This window comes from Serratia sp. 506_PEND, from assembly GCF_001076875.1.
Lineage (GTDB): Bacteria > Pseudomonadota > Gammaproteobacteria > Enterobacterales > Enterobacteriaceae > Serratia > Serratia marcescens.
In genome coordinates this window covers 46,460-70,551 of the sequence record NZ_JVEL01000556.1, presented here as the reverse complement: position 1 = coordinate 70,551, position 24,092 = coordinate 46,460, and the positions used below count along the sequence as shown (strand labels likewise).

The window sequence follows — 24,092 nt, the reverse complement described above, 5'->3', positions numbered from 1 at the left end:
CCCAGCCACTGTTTGCGCAGCTCACCCTCTTCCGGCGAGGAGTGGTTATAGCGATGCGTCAACTGGCGCGCGCGCCGACGTTCGCTGCGCAGCAGGTCATCGCCGGCGTCGTACAGTTCCCCGGCGATCATCTTGCGCTTTTCTTCGCTCATGGCCATGTCGGCCTCCTTAATCTTATCCGCGTTTCTTGAATGCCCAAGCGTAGTCGCTTTTGCCTGGCGACAAAAAGGGAACGTTCCCAATTTAAAACCGCGATCACGATTTAACACGGGAAAACAGGAGAAAAACGGGCGCCGCCGCCCGGCATTCAGGCGCGCAGTTCCTGGCGCACGTGTTCGGGCAGGCCTTCCACCACCAGCTGATAGGAGCTGTCGATCAGCGTGTAAAACTGCGAGTTCGGCAGGTTGCCGTCGAGAAACACCGTATTCCAGTGCGCCTTGTTCAGGCCGTCGCAGGCGACGATCTCCGGATGGTGTTCACGCAGGCTTTCCGCCAGCTCCGGGCTGGACTTGACCGCCAGCGCCGGCCGCCCTTCGATCTCGCACACCATGGCGAACATCACGTCGCCCACCTTGATCTGGCTGGCCTGCCACTGGTTCTGGTCGCTCTGCTCCGCGCCCGGCTTCGCCATGCAGTACTCCAGCAATGCGCTGTTATTCATTGGGTTATTCCCCCTGTAATGTGGCCACAATACGGCGTGCTCCGCCGTGGATGCGGTGCTCCCCCAGCCAGATGCCCTGCCATGTGCCCAACATCAGCCGCCCATGCCTGACGGGCAGCGTCAAGGAAGCGCCCAGCAGCGAGGATTTGATGTGCGCCGGCATGTCGTCCGGCCCTTCGTAGTCATGCTGATAGGGTGCGTTTTCCGGCACCTGACGCAGGAAATGCTGCTCCATATCGGCTCGCACCGTGGGATCGCAGTTCTCGTTGAGCGTCAGCGAGGCCGAGGTGTGCTGCAGCAACAGATGCAGCAAGCCGGTTTGCAGGCGGTGTAAGTGGGTTAACTGGTTGGTGATCTCGTCGGTAACCAGATGAAAGCCACGCGCTTTTGCGCTGAGGATTAGCGTTTGCTGATGCCACATGAGTGAGCGCCCCTCAATCAGTATATTCTCTCTCCGGTTTGCGGCAACTTCGGCGGCGCGCCGGCAATAAAAAAGGAGCGATATCGCTATCGCTCCCGATGAACGTCCGTTCAGACTAACAGGCGTTACTGCACCGCGGCAAACGCCTCGGCCACCTGACGCACGTTGTTGTGGTTCAGGCCGGCCACGCACATGCGGCCGCTGTGGATCAGGTAGACGCCGAACTCTTCACGCAAGCGATCGACCTGCGCCGCGCTGAAGCCGGTGTAGCTGAACATGCCGCGCTGCGCCAACAGGTAGTCAAAGTTGCGCTGCGGCAGCGCGCTCTTCAAGGTGTCCACCAGCGCGTGACGCATCTCGAGAATGCGGGTGCGCATGCTCTCCACTTCGTCCAGCCACTGGGTTTTGAGCTGGGCGTCGTTCAGCACCTTGGCCACCAGCTGCGCGCCGAAGTTTGGCGGGCTTGAGTAGTTGCGGCGCACGGTGGCCTTCAGCTGGCCCAACACGCGCCCGGCCGCCTCTTCGCTTTCGCACACCACCGACAGGCCGCCGACGCGCTCGCCGTACAGCGAGAAAATCTTCGAGAACGAGTTGCTCACCAGGCACGGCAGGCCGGCCGCCGCGATGGCGCGAATGGCGTAGGCGTCTTGCTCCATGCCGCCGCCGAAGCCCTGATAGGCGATATCGAGGAACGGAATGATTTCACGCTCGGCGATCACCTTGACCACCTCATCCCACTGGGCGGGAGTCAGGTCGGAACCGGTCGGGTTGTGGCAGCACGGGTGCAGCAGCGCGATGCTGTGCTTCGGCAGCTGTTTCAGCGCAGCGAGCATGGCGTCGAACTTCACGCCCAGGCTTTCGCTGTCGAAATACGGGTAGGTATTCACTTTGAAACCGGCGCCGCTGAAGATGGCGACGTGGTTTTCCCAGGTCGGATCGCTGACCCACACCTGCGAATCCGGGAAATAGGTTTTCAGGAAGTCGGCGCCCACTTTCAACGCGCCGGAACCGCCGACGGTCTGAATGGTGGCGATGCGCCCCTGCTGCAGCATCGGGTGCTGCGCGCCGAACAGCAACTGCTGGATGGCGGAACGGTAGGGTTGCAGCCCTTCCATCGGCAGGTATACCGAGGCGCCGTGCTCGACGCTGTTCAACTGCGCTTCCGCCGCAGCGACCGCCCGCATCTGCGGAATGATGCCCTGCGCATCGTAGTACAGGCCGATACTCAGGTTCACCTTGTGCGCACGCGGGTCTTGTTTGAATTTTTCCATCAGCGACAGAATGGGATCGCCGGCATAGGCGTCAACGTTCTGGAACACGGGGTTTTTCTCCTGGTTTATTGTGGTTTGGGCACAGCGTTACGTTCCTAATATAGACGGAAAAGCGCATTCGGTTTTAGCTTTATCTCGTCACCGGCAACAAACCGTTTTCCTTGATGCGATTGAGCACCACCGCCGTTTTGATATGCGCCACGCTTTTGTGCGGCGACAGCGTCTGGCTGATGAATTCGCTCAGCGCCGGCAGGTCAGCCACCGCCACTTTCAGCAGGTAATCGGCGTCGCCGGTGGTCTTGTAAGCGTCGAGGATCGCGTCCACGTTCTCCAGCATCTGATGAAAGCTGTCGATCTGCTCCTGCGCGTGCGTGATCAGGCTGACTTCGATCAGCCCCACCAGCCCCAGGCCGACCGCCTCCGGCGCCAGCCGCGCGTGGTAACCGCGGATCAGCTGCGCCTGCTCCAGGCTGATGCGCCGCCGTGAGCACTGGGAAGCGGAAAGCCCCACCAACTCGCTCAGTTCCTGATTGGTCAGACGGCCGTTGGCCTGTAACAGCGTCAGGATTTTCATATCAAAATCGTCAATGTTGTACATAGCCACCTGTAAACTGTGTTAATAAATGTTGACGTTACAGCCTACCAGTTTTTTTACCGTTGCCGACGTCACACCCTGGCGTTTGAATCGCGTACAGCAGCAACGCCCGGCGTTTTCGTCGGTAAGCGGCATAAAAAACGGCTAACTCATGCAGGCAAACGACAATTAACGGCGAAGTAACGCATAAAACCACGAATGTATAAAAAGGACGCCAGATGAAAAAGCTTCTCCCCCTCGCGCTGCTGCTCGCCGCCGGCGGCGCCGGCGCGCAATCCCACCTGGACAAGGTGCTGCAGCAAAAGACCCTGGAGGTCTGCACCACCGGCGACTACAAGCCCTATACCTTCCTCAAGGAAGACGGCGGCTATGAAGGCATCGATATCGACATGGCGGAATCGCTGGCGAAGAGCCTGGGCGCCAAGGTGAAGTGGGTGAAAACCAGCTGGAAAACCCTGACCCCGGACTTCGTCGGCGGCAAGTGCGACATCGCCATGGGCGGCATCTCCGTCACGCTGGAGCGGCAAAAGCAGGTGTTCTTCGCCGACAAGCTGGATACCGACGGCAAAATCCCGCTGGTGCGCTGCACCGACGTGAAGAAATACCGCACGATAGAACAGATCAACAAACCGTCGGTGCGTCTGTTGGAACCGGCGGGCGGCACCAATGAAGCCTTCGTGCACGCCTATCTGCCGAAGGCCAAACTGACGCTGACGCACGACAACATGAGCATTTTCCAGCAGTTGGTGGATCGCAAGGCGGACGTGATGATCACCGACGCCTCCGAGGCGTTGTACCAACAAAAGCGCTATCCGAAGCTGTGCGCGGTGAATCCGACCAAACCGATGCAGTACGGCGAGAAGGCTTACATGCTGCCGCGCGACGATCTGAGTTGGAAACTGTATGTGGATCAGTGGCTGCACCTGGCCAAGGCGACCGGCGAGTATCAGAAAATTATCGATAAGTGGTTGGCGGTAAAGAAGTAACGCGCTGAGAAACGGGGCCGACGCGCGTCGGCCCCTGCGGCGCATCAGTCGCCGATGTATTCCATCGCCACGCGCTGCGTGAGCTTGGTGATCAGTTCATAAGCGCTGATGCCGGTGCAGGCGGCGATACGCTCAACCGGCAATGCCGGCCCCCACAGCACCGCTTCATCCCCCACCTTATCGGCGGCATCCGGCCCGAGATCGACCGAAATCATGTCCATCGACACCCGGCCGACGATCGGCACTTCACGGCCGTTGATCAGGATCGGCGTGCCGGTCGGCGCGCTGCGCGGGTAACCGTCGCCGTATCCCATCGCCACCACGCCCAGCCGGGTATCGCGCGGACTTACCCAGGCGCCGCCGTAGCCGACCGCTTCGCCGGCCTTGTGCTCGCGCACCGCGATCAGGCTGGATTTCAGAGTCATCGCCGGCTGCAGACCATGCTCGGCGCCGCTGCCGTTATCCAGCGGCGACACGCCGTACAGAATGATGCCGGGACGCACCCACTCGTTGTGGGCGTCCGGCCACAGCAGCGTGCCGCCGGAGGCGGCGACCGAGCGCTGGCCCGGTTTGCCGCGCGCGAACTGCTCGAAGCAGGCGATCTGTTTCAGGGTGGCGTCGGACTCCGGCTCATCGGCGCGGCTGAAGTGGCTCATGATATTGACCGGCTGCGCCACGTTGCGGCAGGCGCACAGGCGCTGATAAAACGCTTCCGCCTGTTCGGGACGCACCCCCAGCCGATGCATGCCGGTATCGAGCTTCATCCACACCGGCACCGGGCGCGCCAGTTCGGCCTGCTCCAGCGCTTCGAGCTGTTCGATGCAGTGCACCGCGGTTTCGATGTTGTTCGCCACCAGCACCGGCAGGTCTTCGGCACAGAAGAAGCCTTCCAGCAGCAGGATCGGTTTGACGATGCCGCCGGAGCGCAGCATCAGCGCCTCGCCGATGCGCGCCACGCCGTAGCAGTCGGCGTCTTGCAGGGTGTGTGCTGTTTCCAGCAGGCCATGTCCATAAGCGTTTGCTTTCACAACGGCAATCAGGCGGCTTTGCGGCGCCTGGCGGCGCACCTGTTGCAGATTATGTCGCAGAGCGCGGCGGTCGATTACAGCGGTTGCCGCTTTCATTTCAGTTCCTTAGCTGATTATTCGTCATCGTATTGTGGCCCCGCGTAGTTGTCGAAACGCGACCACTGGCCGTTAAAGGTAAGGCGCACGGTGCCGATGGGGCCGTTACGCTGCTTACCGATAATAATTTCCGCGATCCCTTTCAGATCGCTGTTCTCGTGATACACCTCATCACGATAGATGAACATAATCAGGTCGGCATCCTGCTCGATAGAGCCGGATTCACGCAGATCGGAGTTGACCGGGCGTTTGTCGGCGCGCTGCTCCAGGCTTCGGTTCAGCTGCGACAGCGCCACCACCGGCACCTGCAGCTCTTTCGCCAGCGCCTTCAGCGAGCGCGAAATCTCGGCGATCTCCAGCGTACGGTTGTCGGACAGGGCCGGCACGCGCATCAACTGCAGGTAGTCGATCATGATAAGGCTAAGCCCGTCGTGCTCGCGGAAAATACGCCGCGCGCGCGAGCGCACTTCGGTCGGCGTCAGGCCGGAGGAATCGTCGATGTACATGTTGCGCTTCTCCAGCAGGATGCCCATGGTGCTGGAAATGCGCGCCCAGTCCTCGTCGTCGAGCTGGCCGGTACGGATGCGCGTCTGATCCACGCGCGACAGCGACGCCAGCATACGCATCATGATCTGCTCGCCGGGCATCTCCAGGCTGAAGATCAGCACCGGTTTTTCCTGGGTCATCGCGGCGTTTTCGCACAGGTTCATGGCGAAGGTGGTTTTCCCCATCGAAGGACGGGCGGCGACGATGATCAGATCGGACTTTTGCATGCCCGCTGTTTTCTTGTTGAGGTCCTGATAGCCGGTATCGACCCCGGTCACGCCGTCGTGCGGCTGCTGATACAGCTGCTCGATGCGCGACACGGTGTCTTCCAGGATGCGCTCGATGCCCTTCGGGCCTTCGTCTTTGCTGGCGCGGTTCTCGGCGATTTGGAACACGCGGGATTCCGCCAGATCGAGCAGGTCTTCGCTGCTGCGCCCCTGCGGATCGTACCCGGCGTCGGCGATCTCGTTAGCCACCGAGATCATTTCGCGCACCACCGCGCGCTCGCGCACGATGTCCGCGTAGGCGCCGATGTTGGCGGCGCTCGGGGTGTTTTTCGACAGCTCGGCCAGGTAGGCGAAGCCGCCGACCGAGTCCAGCTCGCCCTTCTGCTCGAGCGATTCGGACAGGGTGATGAGGTCGATCGGCTTGCTCATCTCCAGCAGACGCTGCATCTCGGTAAAGATCAGGCGGTGCGGGCGGCTGAAGAAGTCGTTGGCGACCACGCGCTCCGCCACGTTGTCCCAGCGCTCGTTATCCAGCATCAAACCGCCCAACACCGACTGTTCTGCCTCCAGCGAGTGCGGCGGCATCTTCAGCCCTTCCATCTGACGATCTCTGGAACGCTCTCTGGTTTCGTCCGCGTTTGTTTTGTTGGTTGGTTTTTTTCCTGCCATGAAACGTAGTCTTTATCCGGTTGCGAATGAGGGTGAGGCTGCTGACGCAAGAGTATACGTGATTTTTCCGCACGATTCCGCCGCATAATTGCCACAGGCCGGCGCACGGGCAGGCTAGACCTCCGCAGCCAAAAGGCATAGGGTGAATTCAGATAACCAAATGAGGGTAGAACATGGCCAAGCGCATTCAATTCTCCGCCACCGGCGGGCCGGAAGTCTTGCAATACGTTGATTTTACACCGCTCGATCCGGCTGCCGGCGAAGTGCAGATCGAGAACAAGGCGATCGGCATCAACTACATCGATACCTATGTACGCAGCGGCCTGTATGCGCCGGCGAGCCTGCCGAGCGGCCTCGGCACCGAGGCGGCCGGCGTGGTGACCAAGGTCGGCGCCGGGGTCAGCTTCCTCAAACCTGGCGACCGGGTGGTGTATGCGCAATCGGCGCTCGGCGCCTACAGCGAGATCCACAACGTCTCGGCAGAACGCGTGGCGCTGCTGCCGGACAACCTGAGTTTTGAACAGGGTGCAGCCTCTTTACTCAAAGGGCTGACGGTATACTACCTGCTGCGCCAGACCTATGACGTGCAACCGGGTGAAGTGTTCCTGTTCCATGCCGCGTCCGGCGGCGTCGGGCTGATCGCCTGCCAGTGGGCGAAAGCGCTGGGTGCGCGCCTGATCGGCAGCGTCGGTTCCGACGAGAAGGCCGCGCTGGCGAAACAGGCCGGCGCCTGGGCCACCATCAACTACCACAAAGAGGATATCGCCCAGCGGGTGGCCGAGCTGACGCAGGGCGAGAAGGTCGGCGTGGTGTACGATTCGGTGGGTAAAAGCACCTGGCTGGCCTCACTCGACAGCCTGAAGCGGCGCGGCCTGATGGTGAGCTTCGGCAACGCCTCCGGCCCGGTGACCGGCGTCGATCTGGCGCTGCTGAATCAGAAGGGCTCGCTGTACGTCACCCGCCCTTCCCTCAACGGCTACATCACCAACCGCGCCGAGCTGCAGTACGCCAGCAACGAGCTGTTCTCCCTGATCGGCAGCGGCGCCATTCGGGTGGAAGTGAAAGACGAGCAGAAATTCGCGCTGGCCGACGCCCAGCGGGCACACCAAGTATTGGAAAGCCGCAGCACCAGTGGCTCCAGTCTGCTGATCCCCTGATCGCGGCAAAAGAAAAGGGCTCCTTGCGGAGCCCTTTCTGTTACTGCGTTTTGTAGGGGTAGAGCAGAGTCCGCCAGAGACCGGGGGTTGCTTCAGCAACACGAATTTTGGTTGTCTCTCACGGTGATGAAATCGGTCGCATCACTGCATCGACCAACATCCTAACAGCCCCGTCCGGCAAAAAACACGCTTTATGTGCCACATCGCCGGGTAAAACTGCCAAGCTGTGATCGCTGCCGCATTAGCGTGGCGGGCAGTTATGCAAGTTTCATCGCGACTGACTGATTATTCGGCAAAAAATCAGTAACGCCGGATCTGGGGTTTCTGCATCGAACGGTAAATCCATACCCCAACCACCGCCAAAATCAACCACGGCAACAGCTTAATCACCACCGCGAACAACCCGCCCAACAGCATGAACGCCGCCGCCGCCAACAGCGCAGCGAAGATCCCCAGCAGCGAGATGCCGGTCACCATCAGCATCACCACAAAGCCAATGAGAAAGAAGATTTCCAACATGATTGCTCCTTTGCAACTCAACGTATCTGCAGAGTGGATTACAAGAAGCGTGCCAGAATGGCGGAATGGCTAACCTATTGAAAAAACGGGGCCGACATCCGGCAATACGCCGAATGCCTGGCGAAAAAGACTAACTATTGGTCAAACTTTTTGTGGGTTACGCCATTTCGACGCGCGGCTGACGCACCAACGCCAGCGCCTGCTCCACCACCCGCGCATCGGCGCCCGGCTTGTGGGCGTTCTCGCTCAGGTGGCGACGCCACTGGCGCGCGCCCGGCACCCCCTGGAACAAACCGAGGATGTGGCGGGTGATGTGGCCGAGATAGGTGCCGTTGGACAGCTCGCGCTCAATATACGGATACAGCGCTTCGACGATCGCCACGCTGTCCGGCACCGCGGTCTGCGCGCCGAACAGTTCGCTGTCGACCCGCGCCAGGATGCCCGGATTCTGGTACGCCTCGCGCCCCATCATCACGCCGTCCAGATGCTGCAGGTGCTGTTGCGCCTCTTCCAGCGTTTTCACTCCACCGTTGATGGCGATGGTCAGCGCCGGGAAATCCCGCTTCAACTGATAAACGCGCGGGTAGTCCAGCGGCGGCACTTCGCGGTTCTCTTTCGGGCTGAGGCCGGAGAGCCAGGCTTTGCGAGCGTGGATAGTGAACATGTCGCACTCGCCGCGCCCGGCGACGGTCTGGATAAAGTCGCACAGGAAGGCGTAGCTGTCCTGATCGTCGATGCCGATGCGGGTCTTCACCGTCACCGGTATCGATACGACGTCGCGCATCGCCTTGATGCAGTCGGCGACCAGCGTCGCCTGGCCCATCAGGCAGGCGCCGAACATGCCGTTTTGCACGCGATCGGACGGACAGCCGACGTTGAGGTTAATCTCGTCATAACCGCGCTGCTCCGCCAGTTTGGCGCAGTGCGCCAGCGAGGCCGGATCGCTGCCGCCCAGCTGCAGCGCCACAGGATGCTCTTCTTCACTGTAGGCCAGGTAGTCACCCTTGCCGTGTATGATCGCGCCGGTGGTCACCATTTCGGTGTACAGCAGCGTTTCCTTGGTCAGCAGGCGGTGGAAGTAACGGCAATGACGATCGGTCCAGTCGAGCATTGGCGCGATGGAGAAGCGATTGGCGGCGTAGGTTGGGGCGTGGTTGTCTTTCGTCATGCTGAGTTACTGGCTACCTGAGTCTGTCTGGGTTCAACGAACGGCGCGCGGCCGCAAACGGCTATTATAACGACAATCGGCGCCGTTGGGAAAACCGCCTTGCCGGCGGCGTAAATAAGCGGGAGTAAGGCGAATAAATTCACGCGTTCAGGTGTTATCTCATTACGGGCGCGCACGGCGCCTCTGCCTTGAGGACACAACCATGAACAGCTTCATTAAACGCCTGCTGGCATCGACCATTGCCGGCTGCCTGCTGTTTTCCGGCGGGGCGCTGGCGATGGGCGGCGACGGCAGCGGCCAAACCCCGCCGACCTGTCCGAAAGGCCAGGTCTATGACAGTAAGACCCAGACCTGCACGGTGGATAAAAGCAGCAAAGTCGACGACGCCGACCGCACTAACTATGCCTATGCACTGGCGAAAAGCGGCCGCTATCAGGAAGCGATCGATATGCTCAACACGCTTAAAAATCCCAACACCGCCGTCGCACTGAATTATCGCGGCTACGCCACGCGCAAACTTGGCCGCACCGATGAGGGTATCGGCTATTATTTAAAATCAGTCGCCCTCGATCCGAAATACCCCAAAGTGCGCGAGTACCTGGGGGAAGCCTATATGCTGAAAGGGCGGCCCGACCTGGCGCGCCAACAGCTGCAGGTGATCCAGTCGCTGTGCGGCACCGGGTGCGAGGAGTACCGTGATTTGGCGGCAGCCATCGACCGCCACCCGGAATCTTGATCCGACGCGCCTGCGGAGGTGACTATCAGCGGCGATGCGATACGCGATGAACTCGGCCACTATCTCTCCCGCCTGTGGCGCTATGCGCTGGTGCTTTCGCACCGGCGGGATATCGCCGACGATCTGGTGCAGGCGACCTGCGTGCGTGCGCTGGAGCGCGCCGCGCAATTCACCCCCGGTTCTCACCTGGATCGCTGGTTGTTTTCCATCCTGCACTCCATCTGGCTCAATGAAGTTCGCGCCCAGCATCTTCGCCAGGGGCAAGGCTGCATGGCGGCGGAAGAGCTTGGCGATGCGGACAACGGTGAACAGCCAGTCTGGCTCAATGAAGTGATGCGGCGCGTAAGCCGGCTGCCAGCGGCCCAGCGCAACGCGCTGTTTTTGGTGTATGTCGAAGGGCTGTCCTACCGGGAAGCGGCGAAAGTGCTGGCGGTGCCAATCGGCACCGTCATGAGCCGCCTTGCGGCCGCACGTCAGGCCTTGGCCGATGACCGCCAGTTGCCAAACGACGATTCGCACCATAAGAAGACCCCTCCTCCCCCCTTGCCCCGCACTCGCCGATAAACCGCTGGCCGCCGATTCGTATTCAGCGCCCTATTCCAACGCGCGGATAACCCGGCACGGCTGCCCCAGCGCCAGCACATTGGCCGGAATGTCGCCGGTGACGATGCTGCCCGCGCCGATAGTCGTGCCATCGCCGATGGTCACTCCCGGCAGGATCACCACGTTGCCGCCGATCCACACGTTGCTGCCGATGGACACCGGCTGCGCCGAGGTGCGGAAAGGAAAAGCCGGATCGCCGGTAAAGCGTTCACCGGCCTTCAGCGGATGACTCGGCGTGTAGATTTGCACGTTGGGGCCGATCAGCGTGTTGTCGCCGATGGTGATGGTGTTGCAGTCGAGGAACACCGCATTGACGTTGATAAAACAGTTTTTGCCGATGCGGACATGCTGCCCGTAGTCGCACCAGAATGGCGTTTCGATCCAGCTCGCCTCACCCCAGATGCCGAACAGCTCGCCGAGCAGGCGATTTTTCTCGTCCGCCTGATGCGAATCCAGTGCCTCCAGGCTTTTGGTCAACGCCCTGGCTCGATGGTACAGGGCGATCAGTTCTTCATCGCGGCTGTTGTACTCCAGGCCGCTTAACAGCTTCTCTCTTTCCGTCATCACAAAAGGCTCCTGCTTATCACGCGGATGAAGCGCGTTATACCGCTCTCGCCCGCTGCTCTCCAGCGCTAAAATCGGCAACGTTGATTTGCCGTCCGGCGGAGGGGAAAAGTTGTGATGCATCTCTCTTTTAGCGCGCTCAGCGCGCCTTTCTCTGCGCTATCCTCAGGGGAAAAGGGGGCAACTCTCGGCGATTCGCCGTAATCATGGTAAAATCGGCTTTTTTACGTACCGGGATATTTGCGATGAACTCAACCACCCAGGAAAAGCTGCTGGCGCAGGCGGAACGCCTCTGCCAGCAACGCAATGTGCGATTGACGCCGCAACGGCTGGAAGTGCTGCGTCTGATGACTCAGCAACCCGGTGCAATCAGCGCTTACGACCTGCTCGATCTGCTGCGCGTCGCCGAACCGCAGGCCAAGCCGCCGACGGTCTACCGCGCGCTGGATTTTCTGCTGGAGCAAGGGTTTATCCATAGGGTGGAGTCCGCCAACAGCTACGTGCTGTGCCACCACTTCGAACAGCCGATGCATACGTCCGCGCTGTTTATCTGCGACCGCTGCGGCCAGGTGACCGAACGCACCACCGAAGGCGTAGAGGAAACGCTGCAGAAGCTGGCTCAGGAGGCCGGATTTGCGCTGCGGCACAGCGTAGTGGAAGCGCACGGTCTGTGCGCCGGCTGCGTGGAAGTTGAAGCTTGCGACAGCAAGCATGACTGCGCCGAACACGATCACAGCATCGCCATCAAGAAGAAGTAAGACAAAATCAGGTACCTCCCTGTACCTGCGGCCGGAGCGCCAGAGGATGGAGCGACGCCGGCCTGCGCTGTGCAAGCCGCCTTCAATGGCGGCCCTGCAGATTACCAGCGGTGTTTGGTGTGATCTTCCCAGGCTTTCACCTCTTTTTCGGCCGCCTCTTTCTGGTAACCGTAGCGCTCCTGGATTTTGCCGACCAGCTGTTCGCGTTTCCCTTCGATGACCGTCAGATCGTCATCGGTCAGCTTGCCCCATTTCTCTTTCACTTTGCCTTTCAGCTGCTTCCAGTTACCGTCGGCTTGATCTTTATTCATAGTCTCTCCGTTAACCTGTGGTGAATCAGTGATCCCTGTCGCCGGCCGGGGTTAACCAGAAACTTTTCTGGCTGATGCTCCCTTCACCTTAAGAAGCAACGCTCCCCTTCATTTACCAGCCACATGATTCATTCTAGTTAAACATGAAAATAAAAAAGCCAATTTGCAGAATAAAAAACCATTAAAAAACACAATAAAAACAAAAAACGCCAACAAACAACGAGCTAACGCGAACGGGTCTGGACTGAAAACATGTAAGCAAACACGAACAAAACATAAGATAAATTAATGAATAACCCAACAAAGCGTTCGACCTAGCGTGCAGCAAACCAACTGCCGCGCACCTGATGACGGTGCCAAATCCAGCCCAACGCCAGGCCGCGCAGCGCCAGAAACACCGCCAGCGCCAGCCAGAGCCCGTGGTTGCCTAGCAGCGGCACGCTGAACAGCGCCAGACCGTATCCCGCAGCGGCCACCGCCATGCTGTTACGCATCTCGGCGCCGCGCGTGGCGCCGATAAACATGCCGTCCAGCAAATAGCACCATACCCCGACCAGCGGCAGAATGACCTGCCAGGGCAAATAATGTGCGGCCAACGCACGCAGTTCCGGCAAAGAGGTCAATGCCGCCACGATCTGCTGGCCGGTAACGGCATACGCCAGGCCGAAGGCCAACGCGACCAGCCCTGCCTGCCTGCAGGCCGCGTGCCACACCTTGCGCAGTTGGCTGTCGTCCCGGGCGCCGTAGGCGTGGCCCGAATGAGCCTCCACCGCATAAGCAAAACCGTCGAGCGCATAGGCGGTGAACGTCAGCAGATTCATCAATACCGCATTGACCGCCACCACCTCGCTTCCCAGGCGAGCGCCGAAAATGGTCAACGACGCAAAGCACAGTTGCAGCAACAGTGAACGCAGCATGATGTCGCGGTTGAGCGCCAGCAGGCGACGCAGATCGCCACGCCAGGCCTGGCGCAGCATCTGCAGGGTAATACCGCGCAGGCGCATCACCCGCCACGCCAACCACAGGCCGAGCAGCAGCGTAGCGTATTCGGCGATGGCGGTTGCCGCCGCCGCCCCCCGCACGTTCCAGCCCAGGCCCATCACCAGCCAGATATCCAGCACGATGTTCAGCAGGTTGCCGACGATCAGCAGGATCACCGGCGCCCGCACGTACTGCACGCCGAGCAGCCAGCCCAGCAGCACCAGATTGGCCAGCGCCGCCGGGGCGCTTAACCAACGGATCTCAAGAAAACGCCGCGCCTGTTCCAGCACCTCGCCATCGCCACCGACGATCCGCAGCGCCAGTTCGATCAGCGGATAACGCAGCAGGACGATCGCCGCGCCGCCCAACAGCGCCAGCAGCAGCGGTTGCATAAAGGCGCGCGCCAGCGCTTGCGGGTTCTGTGCCCCCAGCGCTTGCGCCGCGAGGCCGGTGGTGCTCATGCGCAGGAATAACAGCAGCATGAAGAGGAAGCTGGTCGCCACCGCGCCGATCGCCACGCCCCCCAGGTAGATCGGGCTGTCGAGGTGGCCGATCACCGCGGTGTCCACCAGCCCGAGCAGCGGCACGGTAATATTGGAGAAGATCATCGGCAGGGCGAGGCGCCACAGGGCTTTATCGGTGTCGCTGGTGAAGGCGGAAATCAGGCGCATGATGGGATGTTCCTGTGACTGAGTGACAAAGGGCGAAGTCAGAAACAAAAACGCCCCAAAACAGGGGCGATTGATACAGGGAGCGGCGGTGATGGGCCGGCGATTAAATCCAGTCGCCGTTGCGGATCACGCCGACCGCCAGCCCTTCGATAGTGAAATTCTGCTGACGCAGATCGACCACTATCGGTTGGAATTCGTTGTTCTCCGGCAGCAGTTCAACCACGTTGCCGTGCTTTTTCAAGCGCTTGACCGTCACTTCGTCTTCGATCCGCGCCACCACGACCTGGCCGTTGCGCACGTCTTGCGTTTTGTGCACCGCCAGCAGATCGCCGTCCAGAATGCCGATGTCGCGCATTGACATGCCGTTCACCCGCAGCAGGAAATCGGCGCTCGGTTTAAACAGGGAAGGATCCACCTGGTAGTGCCCTTCGATGTGCTGCTGCGCCAGCAGCGGCTCGCCGGCGGCGACGCGGCCGATCAGCGGCAGCCCTTCTTCTTCTTCCATCAGCAGACGGATACCGCGTGAGGCACCGGAGACGATTTCGATCACGCCTTTGCGTGCCAGCGCCTTCAGGTGTTCTTCGGCGGCGTTAGGCGAACGGAACCCCAGACGCATCGCGATCTCGGCACGCGTTGGCGGCATGCCCGTTTGCGAAATGTGCTCGCGAATCAGATCGTAGACCTCTTGCTGTCTGGTAGTTAGTGCTTTCATTCCGCCCCCTGTTTGTTTATACAGTCTTGCTGTGAGTATATACAGGTAAGCGCGGATTGGGAACCGAAGAATAAATAAAAATCAGTCAGTAGGCGCTTTTCGTCAGCCTAAATGCTGCCATAGGACCGTGCCCCAAACGAACAGCGCCAGCGCGATCGCCAGCGACACCGCCGCCGATCCCATGTCCTTGGCCCGCCCGGACAGCTCGTGATGTTCGCTGCCGATGCGATCCACCACCGCCTCGATCGCGCTGTTCAGGATCTCGACGATCATCACCAGCGCTACCGATCCGATCAATAAAATGCGCGCTATCGCACCCACATCCAGCCAGACAGCCAGTATGATAGCCAGAAGGGTGACCACCAGTTCCTGGCGGAAAGCCGCTTCGTGCTGCCAGGCGGCGGATAGCCCTTTATAGGAATAGCCGGCGGCCTTGATGATGCGGGTCAGTCCGGTTGCTTGGTTTGCCATGTTTTCGTGCCTTTCTCAGAGGTCGGTCATAATAAAAAGAGTCTAGAACAGTCCGCGCTGACGGCTCTCGGTTTTCGAACACCACAGATCTGCTACCCGGTTTCTGGTATGCTTGCGGCGCATTGCTAACAAGAGGCTTCACGTTGTTATGTCAGGTTGGCGTAAAATTTATTATAAAATATTGAATTTACCACTTAAATTGTTGGTAAGAAGTAAGGTCATCCCTTCAGATCCGGTTACCGAGCTAGGGTTGGATCCCTCACGGCCGATTTTGTATGTTTTACCTTACAATTCCAAGGCGGATTTGCTGACGCTGCGCACCCAGTGCCTGGCGCAGGATCTGCCTGATCCGCTCAACTCGCTGGAGATCGACGGCACCGTGCTGCCGAGCTACGTGTTCATTCACGACGGCCCGCGCGTGTTCCGCTACTACACCCCGAAAGAAGAGTCGGTAAAGCTGTTCCACGACTATCTGGATCTGCATCGCAGCAACCCGGATCTCGACATTCAGATGCTGCCGGTTTCGGTGATGTTTGGCCGTTCGCCGGGCCGCGAAGGCCACGGCACGCCGCACCTGCGTCTGTTGAACGGCGTGCAGAAGTTCTTCGCCGTGCTGTGGCTCGGCCGCGACAGCTTCGTGCGTTTCTCCAACACCGTGTCGCTGCGCCGCATGGCTACCGAACACGGCACGGATAAAACCATCGCGCAGAAACTGGCGCGCGTGGCGCGCATGCACTTCTCGCGCCAGCGCCTGGCCGCGGTGGGCCCAAGCCTGCCGGCCCGTCAGGATCTGTTCAACAAGCTGCTGGCGTCCAAAGCGATCGAAAAAGCGGTCGAGGACGAAGCGCGCAGCAAGAAGATCTCGCACGAGAAGGCCCAGCAGAACGCCATCGCGTTGATGGAAGAGATCGCCGCCGACTTCTCCTACGAAACCGTGCGTCTGTCCGATCGCGTGCTGAGCTGGACCTGGAACCGGTTGTATCAGGGCATCAACGTCACCAACGCCGAGCGCGTGCGCCAGCTGGCGCAGGACGGCCACGAGATCGTCTACGTGCCCTGCCACCGCAGCCACATGGACTATCTGCTGCTGTCCTACGTGCTGTATCACCAGGGCCTGGTGCCGCCGCACATCGCCGCGGGCATCAACCTCAACTTCTGGCCGGCCGGCCCGATCTTCCGTCGCCTGGGCGCGTTCTTCATCCGCCGCACCTTCAAGGGCAACAAGCTGTACTCGACGGTGTTCCGCGAATACCTCGGCGAGCTGTTCACCCGCGGTTACTCGGTGGAATACTTCGTGGAAGGCGGCCGTTCCCGCACCGGGCGCCTGCTGGAGCCGAAGACCGGCACCCTGTCGATGACCATTCAGGCGATGCTGCGCGGCGGCACCCGTCCGATCACGCTGGTGCCGATTTACATCGGTTACGAGCACGTGATGGAAGTGGGTACCTACGCCAAAGAGCTGCGCGGCGCCACCAAGGAAAAAGAAAGCCTGCCGCAGATGCTGCGCGGCCTGCGCAAGCTGCGCAACCTGGGTCAGGGTTACGTCAACTTCGGCGAACCGCTGCCGTTGACAGCTTACCTCAACCAGAACGTGCCGCAGTGGCGCGAGTCGATCGATCCGATCGAAGCTCAGCGTCCAAGCTGGCTGACGCCGACGGTCAACGATCTGGCCGGCCAGATCATGGTGCGCATCAACAATGCCGCCGCGGCCAATGCCATGAACCTGTGTTCCACCGCGCTGCTGGCCTCGCGTCAGCGTTCGCTGACCCGCGAACAGCTGGTCGAACAGCTCGAGTGCTACCTGCAGCTGATGCGCAACGCGCCTTACGCGCATGACGTCACCGTACCGACGCAAACGCCGGACGAGCTGCTGGATCACGCGCTGAACATGAACAAGTTCGAGGTGGAAAAGGACAACATCGGCGACATCATCATTCTGCCGCGCGAGCAGGCGGTGCTGATGACCTATTACCGCAACAACATCCACCACCTGCTGGTGTTGCCGTCGCTGATCGCCAGCATCGTGATGCATCACCGCCGGGTATCGCGCGCCGAGCTGCTGCGCCAGATCGGCATGATCTACCCGATGCTGAAAGCCGAGCTGTTCCTGCATAACGACAAGGAACAGCTGCCGGAAGTGCTGCGGCCGATGATCGACGAGCTGATCCGTCAACAGCTGATCTGCGACAAAGGCGACGATCTGGTGCTCAACCCGGCGCGCATTCGCCCGCTGCAGCTGCTGGCCGCCGGGGTGCGCGAAACCCTGCAACGCTACGCCATCACCATGTCGATCCTCAGCGCCAACCCGAGCATCAACCGCGGCGCGCTGGAAAAAGAGAGCCGCATCATGGCGCAGCGTCTGTCGGTGCTGCACGGCATCAACGCGCCGGAGTTCTTCGACAAGGCGGTGTTCTCCACCCTGGTGGCGACGCTGCGTGAAGAAGGTTACATCAACGACAGCGGCGATGCGATCCGCGAGCACACCCTCGAGGTGTACAGCATGCTGAGCGATCTGATCACGCCGGAAATCAAGCTGACCATCGAAAGCGTCAACATGCCGGAAGAGACTAACGCTCTGCCGCAAACCGATGCGGAAGAAGAGAAAGACGAGTGATTTCGCCCGGCGCGAAAACACAAAAGGCACCCCTTGGGGTGCCTTTTTTCTTGCTGCAGGAAACCGTTACGCCGGCAGATAGCTCAGCGCGATGCCGATAAACACCACCAGCCCGACATAGTTGTTCTGCAGGAAGGCCTTGAAGCAGGCTTCGCGCTCGCGCCCGGCGATCTGCTTCTGCTGGTGAATGAACAGCGCGCCCGCCAGCAACAGCGACCAGTAAAACGCGCCGCCGAGCTGCGCCAGATAACCAATCCACGCCAGCAGCAACAACGTCGCGAACTGCAACAGCCCGACGATCAGCTTGTCATAACGCCCGAACAGGATGGCGGTGGACTTGATGCCGATTTTCAGATCATCGTCGCGATCGACCATCGCATACAGCGTGTCATAGGCTACCGTCCAGCAGATGTTCGCCAGCAGCAGCAGCCAGCAGCTGAGCGGCAACGATTCGCTGACCGCCGCATAGCCCATCGGAATGCCCCAGCCGAACGCGGCGCCCAGCACGAACTGCGGCAGGTTGGTCACCCGCTTCATAAACGGATACACCCAGGCCAGCGCCAGCGCCGCCAGCGACAGCCAGATGGTCATCGCATTCAGCGTCAACACCAGGCAGAACGAAATCAGCACCAGCACCACGAACAGCACTTTGGCCTCTTTCGCGCTCACCCGGCCGCTCGGCATCGGCCGCCCGGCGGTGCGCTTTACGTAGCCGTCCACCGCGCGATCGGCGTAGTCATTCACCACGCAGCCGGCGGCGCGCATCAGGAACACGCCGAGCACGAACACCACCAGAATCGACAGCGGCGGCACGCCTTTCCCGGCCAGCCACAGCGCCCACAGCGTCGGCCACAACAGCAACAGCGTGCCGATCGGTTTATCAATGCGCATCAAATGGCTGTAAGCCCGCCATTTACTTTGAGTCACGCTTCCCTCCAACGTCTTGTTCTCCTCTCTTATGCAGGAACCGCTGAATACAGCGGTGAAGCCGGTAAAAACAGTTCGGTCAGCAGCAGCGGCTTGCCCGCCAGCCGCAGCCGTGAACGACGCGCCCACAGCGCGTCCTGTCGGCCGATATGGATATAGTCGCGGGTCAGATCGCCGCTGCTGAACAAATAGCGCCCCAGCGGCAGCGTGCCCAGATCCACCAGCGCCTGGTCGGGGCCGGTCAGCGTATGTTCCGGGATCACCGTGCGCCCCAGCAGCCAGGGCTGGCCGTCGCCCAGCAGCACCACTTCGCGCAGCCAGTAGCGCGGGCTGTCGGGCAGGTGGTTCGCCTCGTCGCCCAGCACCTCGCGCGTGACGAAGCATTCGCGCTGCGGTTCAACGCGCACCTGGGCGCAATGGCGTTCAAATCGGCGGGTCATGGAGCCTAACTCCATCAGCCAGTCGCTGACGGCGGCGGGCGCCGGAGGATCCTGTTCGGATAACCACTCCAGCGGCGGCAGGATGGAATCCCTGATGCCAGACATTGCTTTACTCCTCGCCTGAACCGCAGCCGGTACGGCGCGCCAGACGATACAAACTGTTAACAGGCCCCCATTGTAGCGCAGAAATGCGAAAGCGGCAGGCTGATTCGTGGCGAAAACGGCAGGTCTGTCGACCGGAAAAACCGGGGTTCTGTCATCTTTTTGCCATCCGCATTCTCTATCTTCATTTCCCGGCGTGCTGACGATTCTGTGATCGCCCGCAAAGTTTCAGCTTCCTCGCGTTGTGTTATCTACGCGCGTAGATACCCTGATACGGCAGCGTTGAATCGCCATGCGTCCGACATGATTTGTCGGCACACCTTTGTTGCCGGCACCAGGGAAACCATCTTTAACCGCGCCCCTCCAGGCGTAGAACAAAAGAGGATAGCACTGCCATGAGCGAAACAACGCTTGCCCCTTCACAGACAGCCGACGCCGCGCTGGCGGCCGATGAACGCCTGGCAACCAAAGAGGGGCGCAGCCAATTTTGGCGCGCCACCTTCTCCTGCTGGCTCGGCACCGCCATGGAATACGTCGACTTCGCGCTGTACGGCCTGGCGGCCGGCATGGTGTTCGGCGACGTGTTCTTCCCCGAAGCCACGCCGCTGGTGGCGCTGCTGGCCAGTTTCGCCACCTACTCCGTCGGCTTCGTCGCGCGGCCGATCGGCGCGCTGGTGTTCGGCTGGATCGGCGACCGCAAAGGCCGCCGCGTGGTGCTGATCACCACCGTGGCGCTGATGGGCCTCTCCACCACATTGATCGGTCTGATCCCGTCCTATGCGCAAATCGGCGTCTGGGCGCCCGCCTGCCTGGTGATCCTGCGCTTCGCGCAGGGGTTCGGCGCCGGTGCGGAGCTGTCCGGCGGGGCGGTGATGCTGGCGGAATACGCGCCGGCCAAGCGGCGCGGGCTGGTCGCGTCGATCATCGCCATCGGCTCCAACAGCGGTACCCTGCTGGCGTCGCTGGTGTGGCTGCTGGTGCTGCAGCTGGACAAGGAAGATCTGATGAGCTGGGGCTGGCGCATTCCGTTCCTCGCCAGCATTCTGATCGCCGGCGCGGCGCTGTACCTGCGCCGCCACGTGCGGGAAACGCCGGTGTTCGAACGCGAGCTGCAGCAAAACCACCAGCGCATGCTGGACGCCGCCCAGGCCGTGCCGGACTCACGCAGCTACCTGCAACGCACCAAGGCGTTCTGGGTGATGCTCGGCCTGCGCATCGGCGAAAACGGCCCCTCCTACCTGTGCCAGGGCTTTATCGTCGGCTATGTCGCCAAGGTGCTGATGGTCGATAAATCAGTGCCGGCGCTGGCGGTGCTGATCGCCTCACTGTGCGGTTTTCTGGTGATCCCGCTGGCCGGCTGGCTCTCCGATCGCTTCGGCCGCCGCATCACCTACCGGTGGTTCTGCCTGCTGCTGGTGCTGTACGCTTTCCCGGCGTTCTGGCTGCTCGACAGCCGTGAGCCGGCGATCGTCATCTCGGTGATCGTGGTCGGCATGTGCATCGCATCGCTGGGGATCTTCGGCGTACAGGCGGCCTATGGCGTCGAACTGTTCGGCGTGAAGAACCGCTACTCCAAAATGGCGTTCGCCAAGGAGCTTGGGTCGATCCTCTCCGGCGGCACCGCGCCGCTGATCGCCACCGCGCTGCTGTCCGGTTTCGGTCACTGGTGGCCTGTCGCCTGCTATTTTGTTGTAATGGCGGCCATCGGCTTAATCACCACCTTCTTTGCTCCCGAAACCCGCGGCCGCGATCTCAACCTGCCGCAGGATGCCGCGTAGCGGGAAGGCGAACAGGACCTCAATTTGGATAATCACTCCGCGCGCCGCGTGACCCGCGCCGACGTGGCTCGCATAGCGGGCACCTCCGTCGCCGTGGTCAGCTATGTGATCAACAACGGCCCGCGCCCGGTGGCGGAAGCCACCCGGCTGCGCGTGCTGGCGGCGATCGAGCAGACCGGCTACCGGCCTAACGACATCGCACGGGCATTGGCCTCCGGCAGCACGCAAACCTATGGGCTGGTGGTGCCGGATATTTCCAATCCGTTCTTCGCCACGCTGGCGCGGGCGCTGCAGCAAGAGGCCTTCAGCCGCGGCCGCGTGCTGCTGCTGGGCGACGCCGGCGACGACCGGCAGCGCGAATATGAGCTGATCAACAACCTGCTGCGCCGCCAGGTCGACGGCCTGTTGTACACCAGCGTCGATCGCCATCCGTGGTTCGAGCTGATCCGCGCCTCCGGCACGCCCTGCGTGATGATAGATACCATCGACAGCCAGGCCGGGGTCTGCGCCATTCGCGTCGACGAGCGCGACGCCGCCTGCCAGGCGACCCGCCATCTGCTGCAGCACGGCTATCGCGACATCGGCATTTTTATCGGCCCGCTAACCATGCTCAACGCGCAGGATCGCCTGAACGGCTGGCGCGATGCGCTGCTGGAGGCGGGCATCGCGCCGCGCGACGAGTGGATTTTCGAGGTCCCCTACACTCGCCAGGGCGGCTACCAGGCCACCCAGCGCATGGTGCAAGGCCCGCGCCCACGCGCCGTTTTCACCTCCAACGAGCAGCAGGCGCTCGGCTGCCTGTCGGCGCTGGCGGAACATGGGCTGCGCGCGCCGGACGATCTGGCGCTGATCTGTTTTAACGGCACGCAGCAATCCGAATTCAGCGTGCCGCCGCTCAGCGCGGTCGAGCAGCCGATCGACGCCATGGCCAAGCGGGCCATCGCCATGCTGGCCGCCGGCGCCGCGCCCGCCGAGCTGCATGAATTCGCTTTTCAACTGCGCATCCGCCATTCATGCGGCTGTTAGCGGTTTTTCAGGACACCTTACTATGCGTTTAATCATTGATTGCGATCCCGGTAACGGCGTTCCCGGCGCCAACGTCGACGACGGTCTGGCACTGGCCCTGGCGCTGGCGGCCAAACCGCAGCTGCAGCTGGAGCTGATCAGCATCGTGGCCGGCAATACCCCGCGCGAAGTGGGCTTCGCCGTCGCCACCGATCTGCTGGCGCAAAGCGGCTACCAGGTGCCGGTCGCCCTCGGCGCGGCGCGCGCCCTGAGCGAGCCGCCAGAGCCATGGCGCGCGCATCTGGACCGCCCAATCGCCGATCCCAAGCTGGCAGCGCTGTGGCGCGACTTGCCCGCGCCCCCGCTGGCCAACGCGCCCGCACCGGACGCCGCCATCGCCATCGGCGAACTGATCTGCCGGCATCCCGGCGAGATCACGTTGGCGGCGATCGGCCCGCTGACCAACGTTGCGCACGCCATGCAGCTGTACCCGCAGATGGCGCAGGCGGTGAAAGAGATCGTGATCATGGGCGGCGTGTTCAACGTCGAAGGATACATCAAGGACACCAATTTTGGTTTGGATCCGGAAGCGGCGCGGCTGGTGTTGAACAGCGGCGCCAATATCACGCTGGCCCCGCTGGACGTCACCACCCAGACCATGCTGACCCAGGCGGATCTGGCCGCACTGACCCAGCCGGATACGCCGCTGTGCCGCTATTTGCGCGCCACCACAAAGCCGTGGATCGACTATTCGCGCCATACGCGGCGCCTGCCGGGCTGCTGGATCCATGATGCGCTGGTGATCGCCTGGCTGTTGGAACCGCAGTTGGTCACGACCGAAATGTTCCATGTGGATGTGGCGCTGGAAGGGGCGTTGACGCGCGGCAGCTCACGCCGTTGGCGGCCGGGCGGCCTGCGCCTGACGGTCGGCCTGCCGCCGCCGCAGGGCAAGCCGGTGCGCATCATGCAGCAGGTGGACAACCCCCGTCTGCTGACGTTGATCGGCGCAACGCTGGCGCGCGGATGAAAAAAGGTGCGCCAAGGCGCACCAATCATCGAGCCAGCATCGGCAGCGCCGGGTGTTACCCCTTGCCTTTAACGCTGCTGATAAACGTTTTACGCGCAGTGGTCGAGCCCAATTTCTCGGCCTCATTCATCAGCTTCAGCGCCTTGTCGATATCGCCCGCCTTCACCGCCTGCTTGATGCCGTTACTGAAGTAGCTTTCGGTATCGTTGAGCATCGGCTCCGCCGGTTTCTCCGGGGTCGGTGCCGGCGCCGCCACGGCGGCCGGTGCGGTTGATCCCACCACCACCGGCGCCACGGTCGGCGCAGGCTGCAGCATGCCAATCATCACGTTGCCGGTGCCCTGTTCCGCGGTGACCTTAAGCTTCAGCGTGCCGGTCGTCGCGTGGCCGGCGATCGGATCCGGGATATCCGGCACCGCGTTGCCCACGCCCTGCGCATAGGCCTTGGCCGGATTGGTCAGCTGCGTGGTTTTCGCCAAATCCTGGCGGGTGGTGTACACCAGCAGGTAAATCTGTTTTTGCCCGAGCGCCGGCGTCAGCTTCAGCGTGCCTTCGAGACGATCGGAGGACATCGCCCCCGGCGGCTGATACGGGAAATAGCTGCTCGGGTAATATGCCGCCGGGCGCAGATGCTCGTCCAGCACCAGCACGCTCGGCGCGTACAGCGAATTGTTCTTGGCGAGGCTGCTCAGCGTCACTTCCAGCGAACCGCGATCGGCCGGCAGGGTATAGGCGGCGATCGCCCCCTGGATCTCGCCCTGATTGAGCTGCGGGCTGACGGCGTCGAGCTTCACTTCTTGCGACACCGGCGGCTGCAGCGGCTGCCACGGCAGGCTTTGCAGCGTGGCGGCGCTGATGGCCGGCGCGACGGAAACGTTGGCCGGCGTATCGGCATTGGCCGCCAGAGGCGCGCCGACGGTCAACGCCAGCGACAGGCAGAGTGACAGCAGATTCTTTTTCATCGTTATATCCTCTTTCAGCGCCGCGATGGATCAGGCAAGAGATCCGGCCGCGGCGAATGCGGTTGGGGGAGGACCTGCGGCCCTCCC

General features: G+C 61.5%; 26 protein-coding genes. 9 read left to right on the top strand and 17 right to left on the bottom strand.

The annotated features are described in order from the left end of the window. The 5 genes from ADK28_RS24745 to ADK28_RS24725 all read right to left on the bottom strand — a co-directional run. Positions 1-152, bottom strand: a 152-nt coding sequence (locus ADK28_RS24745; RefSeq protein WP_275452771.1) for a maltose acetyltransferase domain-containing protein, incomplete at its 3' end; no start/stop codon positions are given. Positions 153-307: 155 nt separating this feature from the next. Continuing rightward, positions 308-661, bottom strand: coding sequence for an MmcQ/YjbR family DNA-binding protein (locus ADK28_RS24740; RefSeq protein WP_016930263.1), 354 nt, complete (start codon positions 659-661; stop codon positions 308-310). Between the two features lie 4 nt (positions 662-665). Next, complete coding sequence (locus tag ADK28_RS24735) at positions 666-1,082, bottom strand: secondary thiamine-phosphate synthase enzyme YjbQ (protein ID WP_016930264.1); 417 nt, start codon at positions 1,080-1,082, stop codon at positions 666-668. A 125-nt stretch (positions 1,083-1,207) separates the two neighbouring features. After that, positions 1,208-2,401 carry an amino acid aminotransferase gene (locus ADK28_RS24730; protein ID WP_016930265.1) on the bottom strand — a complete coding sequence of 398 codons (1,194 nt, stop codon included), beginning with the start codon at positions 2,399-2,401 and terminating at the stop codon, positions 1,208-1,210. A gap of 82 nt (positions 2,402-2,483) precedes the next feature. Continuing rightward, complete coding sequence (locus ADK28_RS24725) at positions 2,484-2,951, bottom strand: Lrp/AsnC family transcriptional regulator (RefSeq protein WP_048796926.1); 468 nt, start codon at positions 2,949-2,951, stop codon at positions 2,484-2,486. Positions 2,952-3,166: 215 nt separating this feature from the next. Here ADK28_RS24725 and ADK28_RS24720 point away from each other — a divergent pair, with 215 nt between their 5' ends. Then, complete coding sequence (locus ADK28_RS24720; protein ID WP_033639274.1) at positions 3,167-3,934, top strand: transporter substrate-binding domain-containing protein; 768 nt, start codon at positions 3,167-3,169, stop codon at positions 3,932-3,934. Positions 3,935-3,978: 44 nt separating this feature from the next. Here the strand turns inward: ADK28_RS24720 and alr are convergent, their stop codons facing one another. Together alr and dnaB are read right to left on the bottom strand one after the other, a co-directional pair. Then, a complete protein-coding gene (gene alr / locus ADK28_RS24715) occupies positions 3,979-5,058 on the bottom strand; it encodes an alanine racemase (RefSeq protein ID WP_033639273.1) in 1,080 nt (359 codons plus the stop codon). A 17-nt stretch (positions 5,059-5,075) separates the two neighbouring features. Then, entirely contained in the window at positions 5,076-6,500 is a 1,425-nt protein-coding gene (gene dnaB / locus ADK28_RS24710; RefSeq protein ID WP_025160134.1) for a replicative DNA helicase, read from the bottom strand. Between the two features lie 173 nt (positions 6,501-6,673). On the opposite strand from dnaB, the gene ADK28_RS24705 reads away from it, so the two are divergent. Continuing rightward, positions 6,674-7,657 carry a quinone oxidoreductase gene (locus tag ADK28_RS24705; RefSeq protein WP_048796925.1) on the top strand — a complete coding sequence of 328 codons (984 nt, stop codon included), beginning with the start codon at positions 6,674-6,676 and terminating at the stop codon, positions 7,655-7,657. Between the two features lie 300 nt (positions 7,658-7,957). On the opposite strand, the gene pspG is transcribed toward ADK28_RS24705, so the two are convergent. Both pspG and dusA read right to left on the bottom strand, forming a co-directional pair. Next, positions 7,958-8,176, bottom strand: a complete 219-nt coding sequence (pspG, locus tag ADK28_RS24700; protein ID WP_016930270.1) for an envelope stress response protein PspG — start codon at positions 8,174-8,176, stop codon at positions 7,958-7,960. A gap of 157 nt (positions 8,177-8,333) precedes the next feature. Beyond that, positions 8,334-9,344: a tRNA dihydrouridine(20/20a) synthase DusA gene (gene dusA, locus ADK28_RS24695; protein WP_048796924.1), complete on the bottom strand. Its 1,011-nt coding sequence runs from the start codon at positions 9,342-9,344 to the stop codon at positions 8,334-8,336. A 202-nt stretch (positions 9,345-9,546) separates the two neighbouring features. Here dusA and ADK28_RS24690 point away from each other — a divergent pair, with 202 nt between their 5' ends. Together ADK28_RS24690 and ADK28_RS24685 are read left to right on the top strand one after the other, a co-directional pair. After that, entirely contained in the window at positions 9,547-10,080 is a 534-nt protein-coding gene (locus ADK28_RS24690; protein WP_033639270.1) for a tetratricopeptide repeat protein, read from the top strand. 18 nt (positions 10,081-10,098) lie between these two features. After that, positions 10,099-10,644: an RNA polymerase sigma factor gene (locus ADK28_RS24685; protein WP_033639269.1), complete on the top strand. Its 546-nt coding sequence runs from the start codon at positions 10,099-10,101 to the stop codon at positions 10,642-10,644. A 30-nt stretch (positions 10,645-10,674) separates the two neighbouring features. Here ADK28_RS24685 and ADK28_RS24680 read toward each other — a convergent pair whose 3' ends face one another. Continuing rightward, entirely contained in the window at positions 10,675-11,247 is a 573-nt protein-coding gene (locus ADK28_RS24680; RefSeq protein ID WP_048796930.1) for a sugar O-acetyltransferase, read from the bottom strand. 245 nt (positions 11,248-11,492) lie between these two features. Between ADK28_RS24680 and zur the strand changes: the two genes are divergently transcribed. Beyond that, positions 11,493-12,005, top strand: coding sequence for a zinc uptake transcriptional repressor Zur (gene zur, locus ADK28_RS24675; RefSeq protein ID WP_015379223.1), 513 nt, complete (start codon positions 11,493-11,495; stop codon positions 12,003-12,005). A 101-nt stretch (positions 12,006-12,106) separates the two neighbouring features. Here the strand turns inward: zur and ADK28_RS24670 are convergent, their stop codons facing one another. From ADK28_RS24670 to ADK28_RS24655, 4 genes are all read right to left on the bottom strand, one after another. Next, positions 12,107-12,316 (bottom strand): CsbD family protein, encoded by a 210-nt coding sequence (locus ADK28_RS24670; protein WP_004936743.1) that lies wholly within the window; start codon positions 12,314-12,316, stop codon positions 12,107-12,109. A gap of 314 nt (positions 12,317-12,630) precedes the next feature. Then, a complete protein-coding gene (gene dinF, locus ADK28_RS24665; RefSeq protein ID WP_033639267.1) occupies positions 12,631-13,968 on the bottom strand; it encodes an MATE family efflux transporter DinF in 1,338 nt (445 codons plus the stop codon). A 103-nt stretch (positions 13,969-14,071) separates the two neighbouring features. Further along, positions 14,072-14,680 (bottom strand): transcriptional repressor LexA, encoded by a 609-nt coding sequence (gene lexA / locus ADK28_RS24660; RefSeq protein ID WP_004936736.1) that lies wholly within the window; start codon positions 14,678-14,680, stop codon positions 14,072-14,074. Between the two features lie 102 nt (positions 14,681-14,782). After that, positions 14,783-15,151, bottom strand: coding sequence for a diacylglycerol kinase (locus ADK28_RS24655; protein WP_048796923.1), 369 nt, complete (start codon positions 15,149-15,151; stop codon positions 14,783-14,785). 148 nt (positions 15,152-15,299) lie between these two features. Between ADK28_RS24655 and plsB the strand changes: the two genes are divergently transcribed. Then, positions 15,300-17,765 (top strand): glycerol-3-phosphate 1-O-acyltransferase PlsB, encoded by a 2,466-nt coding sequence (gene plsB, locus ADK28_RS24650; RefSeq protein ID WP_033639266.1) that lies wholly within the window; start codon positions 15,300-15,302, stop codon positions 17,763-17,765. Between the two features lie 66 nt (positions 17,766-17,831). Here the strand turns inward: plsB and ubiA are convergent, their stop codons facing one another. Further along, entirely contained in the window at positions 17,832-18,704 is an 873-nt protein-coding gene (gene ubiA / locus ADK28_RS24645) for a 4-hydroxybenzoate octaprenyltransferase (protein ID WP_048796922.1), read from the bottom strand. A gap of 17 nt (positions 18,705-18,721) precedes the next feature. Then, a complete protein-coding gene (gene ubiC / locus ADK28_RS24640; protein WP_048796921.1) occupies positions 18,722-19,237 on the bottom strand; it encodes a chorismate lyase in 516 nt (171 codons plus the stop codon). Between the two features lie 392 nt (positions 19,238-19,629). Between ubiC and ADK28_RS24635 the strand changes: the two genes are divergently transcribed. Genes ADK28_RS24635 through ADK28_RS24625 form a run of 3 tightly spaced genes read left to right on the top strand, consistent with a single transcriptional unit; the run spans position 19,630 to position 23,044 of the window. Beyond that, positions 19,630-21,012: an MFS transporter gene (locus tag ADK28_RS24635; protein ID WP_048796920.1), complete on the top strand. Its 1,383-nt coding sequence runs from the start codon at positions 19,630-19,632 to the stop codon at positions 21,010-21,012. 24 nt (positions 21,013-21,036) lie between these two features. Then, positions 21,037-22,038, top strand: a complete 1,002-nt coding sequence (locus ADK28_RS24630; protein ID WP_033639262.1) for a LacI family DNA-binding transcriptional regulator — start codon at positions 21,037-21,039, stop codon at positions 22,036-22,038. Positions 22,039-22,060: 22 nt separating this feature from the next. Further along, a complete protein-coding gene (locus ADK28_RS24625; protein WP_048796919.1) occupies positions 22,061-23,044 on the top strand; it encodes a nucleoside hydrolase in 984 nt (327 codons plus the stop codon). A 55-nt stretch (positions 23,045-23,099) separates the two neighbouring features. Here the strand turns inward: ADK28_RS24625 and malM are convergent, their stop codons facing one another. Next, a complete protein-coding gene (gene malM / locus ADK28_RS24620; RefSeq protein ID WP_048796918.1) occupies positions 23,100-24,005 on the bottom strand; it encodes a maltose operon protein MalM in 906 nt (301 codons plus the stop codon). Positions 24,006-24,092 lie beyond the last annotated feature (87 nt).

Bases quoted from the DNA above. Each gene is read 5' to 3' on its own strand.
- ADK28_RS24740 (WP_016930263.1), bottom strand. From the start codon at position 661: ATGAATAACAGCGCATTGCTGGAGTACTGCATGGCGAAGCCGGGCGCG.
- ADK28_RS24735 (WP_016930264.1), bottom strand. From the start codon at position 1,082: ATGTGGCATCAGCAAACGCTAATCCTCAGCGCAAAAGCGCGTGGCTTT.
- ADK28_RS24725 (WP_048796926.1), bottom strand. From the start codon at position 2,951: ATGTACAACATTGACGATTTTGATATGAAAATCCTGACGCTGTTACAG.
- ADK28_RS24720 (WP_033639274.1), top strand. From the start codon at position 3,167: ATGAAAAAGCTTCTCCCCCTCGCGCTGCTGCTCGCCGCCGGCGGCGCC.
- alr (WP_033639273.1), bottom strand. From the start codon at position 5,058: ATGAAAGCGGCAACCGCTGTAATCGACCGCCGCGCTCTGCGACATAAT.
- dnaB (WP_025160134.1), bottom strand. From the start codon at position 6,500: ATGGCAGGAAAAAAACCAACCAACAAAACAAACGCGGACGAAACCAGA.
- ADK28_RS24705 (WP_048796925.1), top strand. From the start codon at position 6,674: ATGGCCAAGCGCATTCAATTCTCCGCCACCGGCGGGCCGGAAGTCTTG.
- pspG (WP_016930270.1), bottom strand. From the start codon at position 8,176: ATGTTGGAAATCTTCTTTCTCATTGGCTTTGTGGTGATGCTGATGGTG.
- dusA (WP_048796924.1), bottom strand. From the start codon at position 9,344: ATGACGAAAGACAACCACGCCCCAACCTACGCCGCCAATCGCTTCTCC.
- ADK28_RS24690 (WP_033639270.1), top strand. From the start codon at position 9,547: ATGAACAGCTTCATTAAACGCCTGCTGGCATCGACCATTGCCGGCTGC.
- ADK28_RS24680 (WP_048796930.1), bottom strand. From the start codon at position 11,247: ATGACGGAAAGAGAGAAGCTGTTAAGCGGCCTGGAGTACAACAGCCGC.
- zur (WP_015379223.1), top strand. From the start codon at position 11,493: ATGAACTCAACCACCCAGGAAAAGCTGCTGGCGCAGGCGGAACGCCTC.
- ADK28_RS24670 (WP_004936743.1), bottom strand. From the start codon at position 12,316: ATGAATAAAGATCAAGCCGACGGTAACTGGAAGCAGCTGAAAGGCAAA.
- dinF (WP_033639267.1), bottom strand. From the start codon at position 13,968: ATGCGCCTGATTTCCGCCTTCACCAGCGACACCGATAAAGCCCTGTGG.
- lexA (WP_004936736.1), bottom strand. From the start codon at position 14,680: ATGAAAGCACTAACTACCAGACAGCAAGAGGTCTACGATCTGATTCGC.
- ADK28_RS24655 (WP_048796923.1), bottom strand. From the start codon at position 15,151: ATGGCAAACCAAGCAACCGGACTGACCCGCATCATCAAGGCCGCCGGC.
- plsB (WP_033639266.1), top strand. From the start codon at position 15,300: ATGTCAGGTTGGCGTAAAATTTATTATAAAATATTGAATTTACCACTT.
- ubiC (WP_048796921.1), bottom strand. From the start codon at position 19,237: ATGTCTGGCATCAGGGATTCCATCCTGCCGCCGCTGGAGTGGTTATCC.
- ADK28_RS24635 (WP_048796920.1), top strand. From the start codon at position 19,630: ATGAGCGAAACAACGCTTGCCCCTTCACAGACAGCCGACGCCGCGCTG.
- ADK28_RS24625 (WP_048796919.1), top strand. From the start codon at position 22,061: ATGCGTTTAATCATTGATTGCGATCCCGGTAACGGCGTTCCCGGCGCC.
- malM (WP_048796918.1), bottom strand. From the start codon at position 24,005: ATGAAAAAGAATCTGCTGTCACTCTGCCTGTCGCTGGCGTTGACCGTC.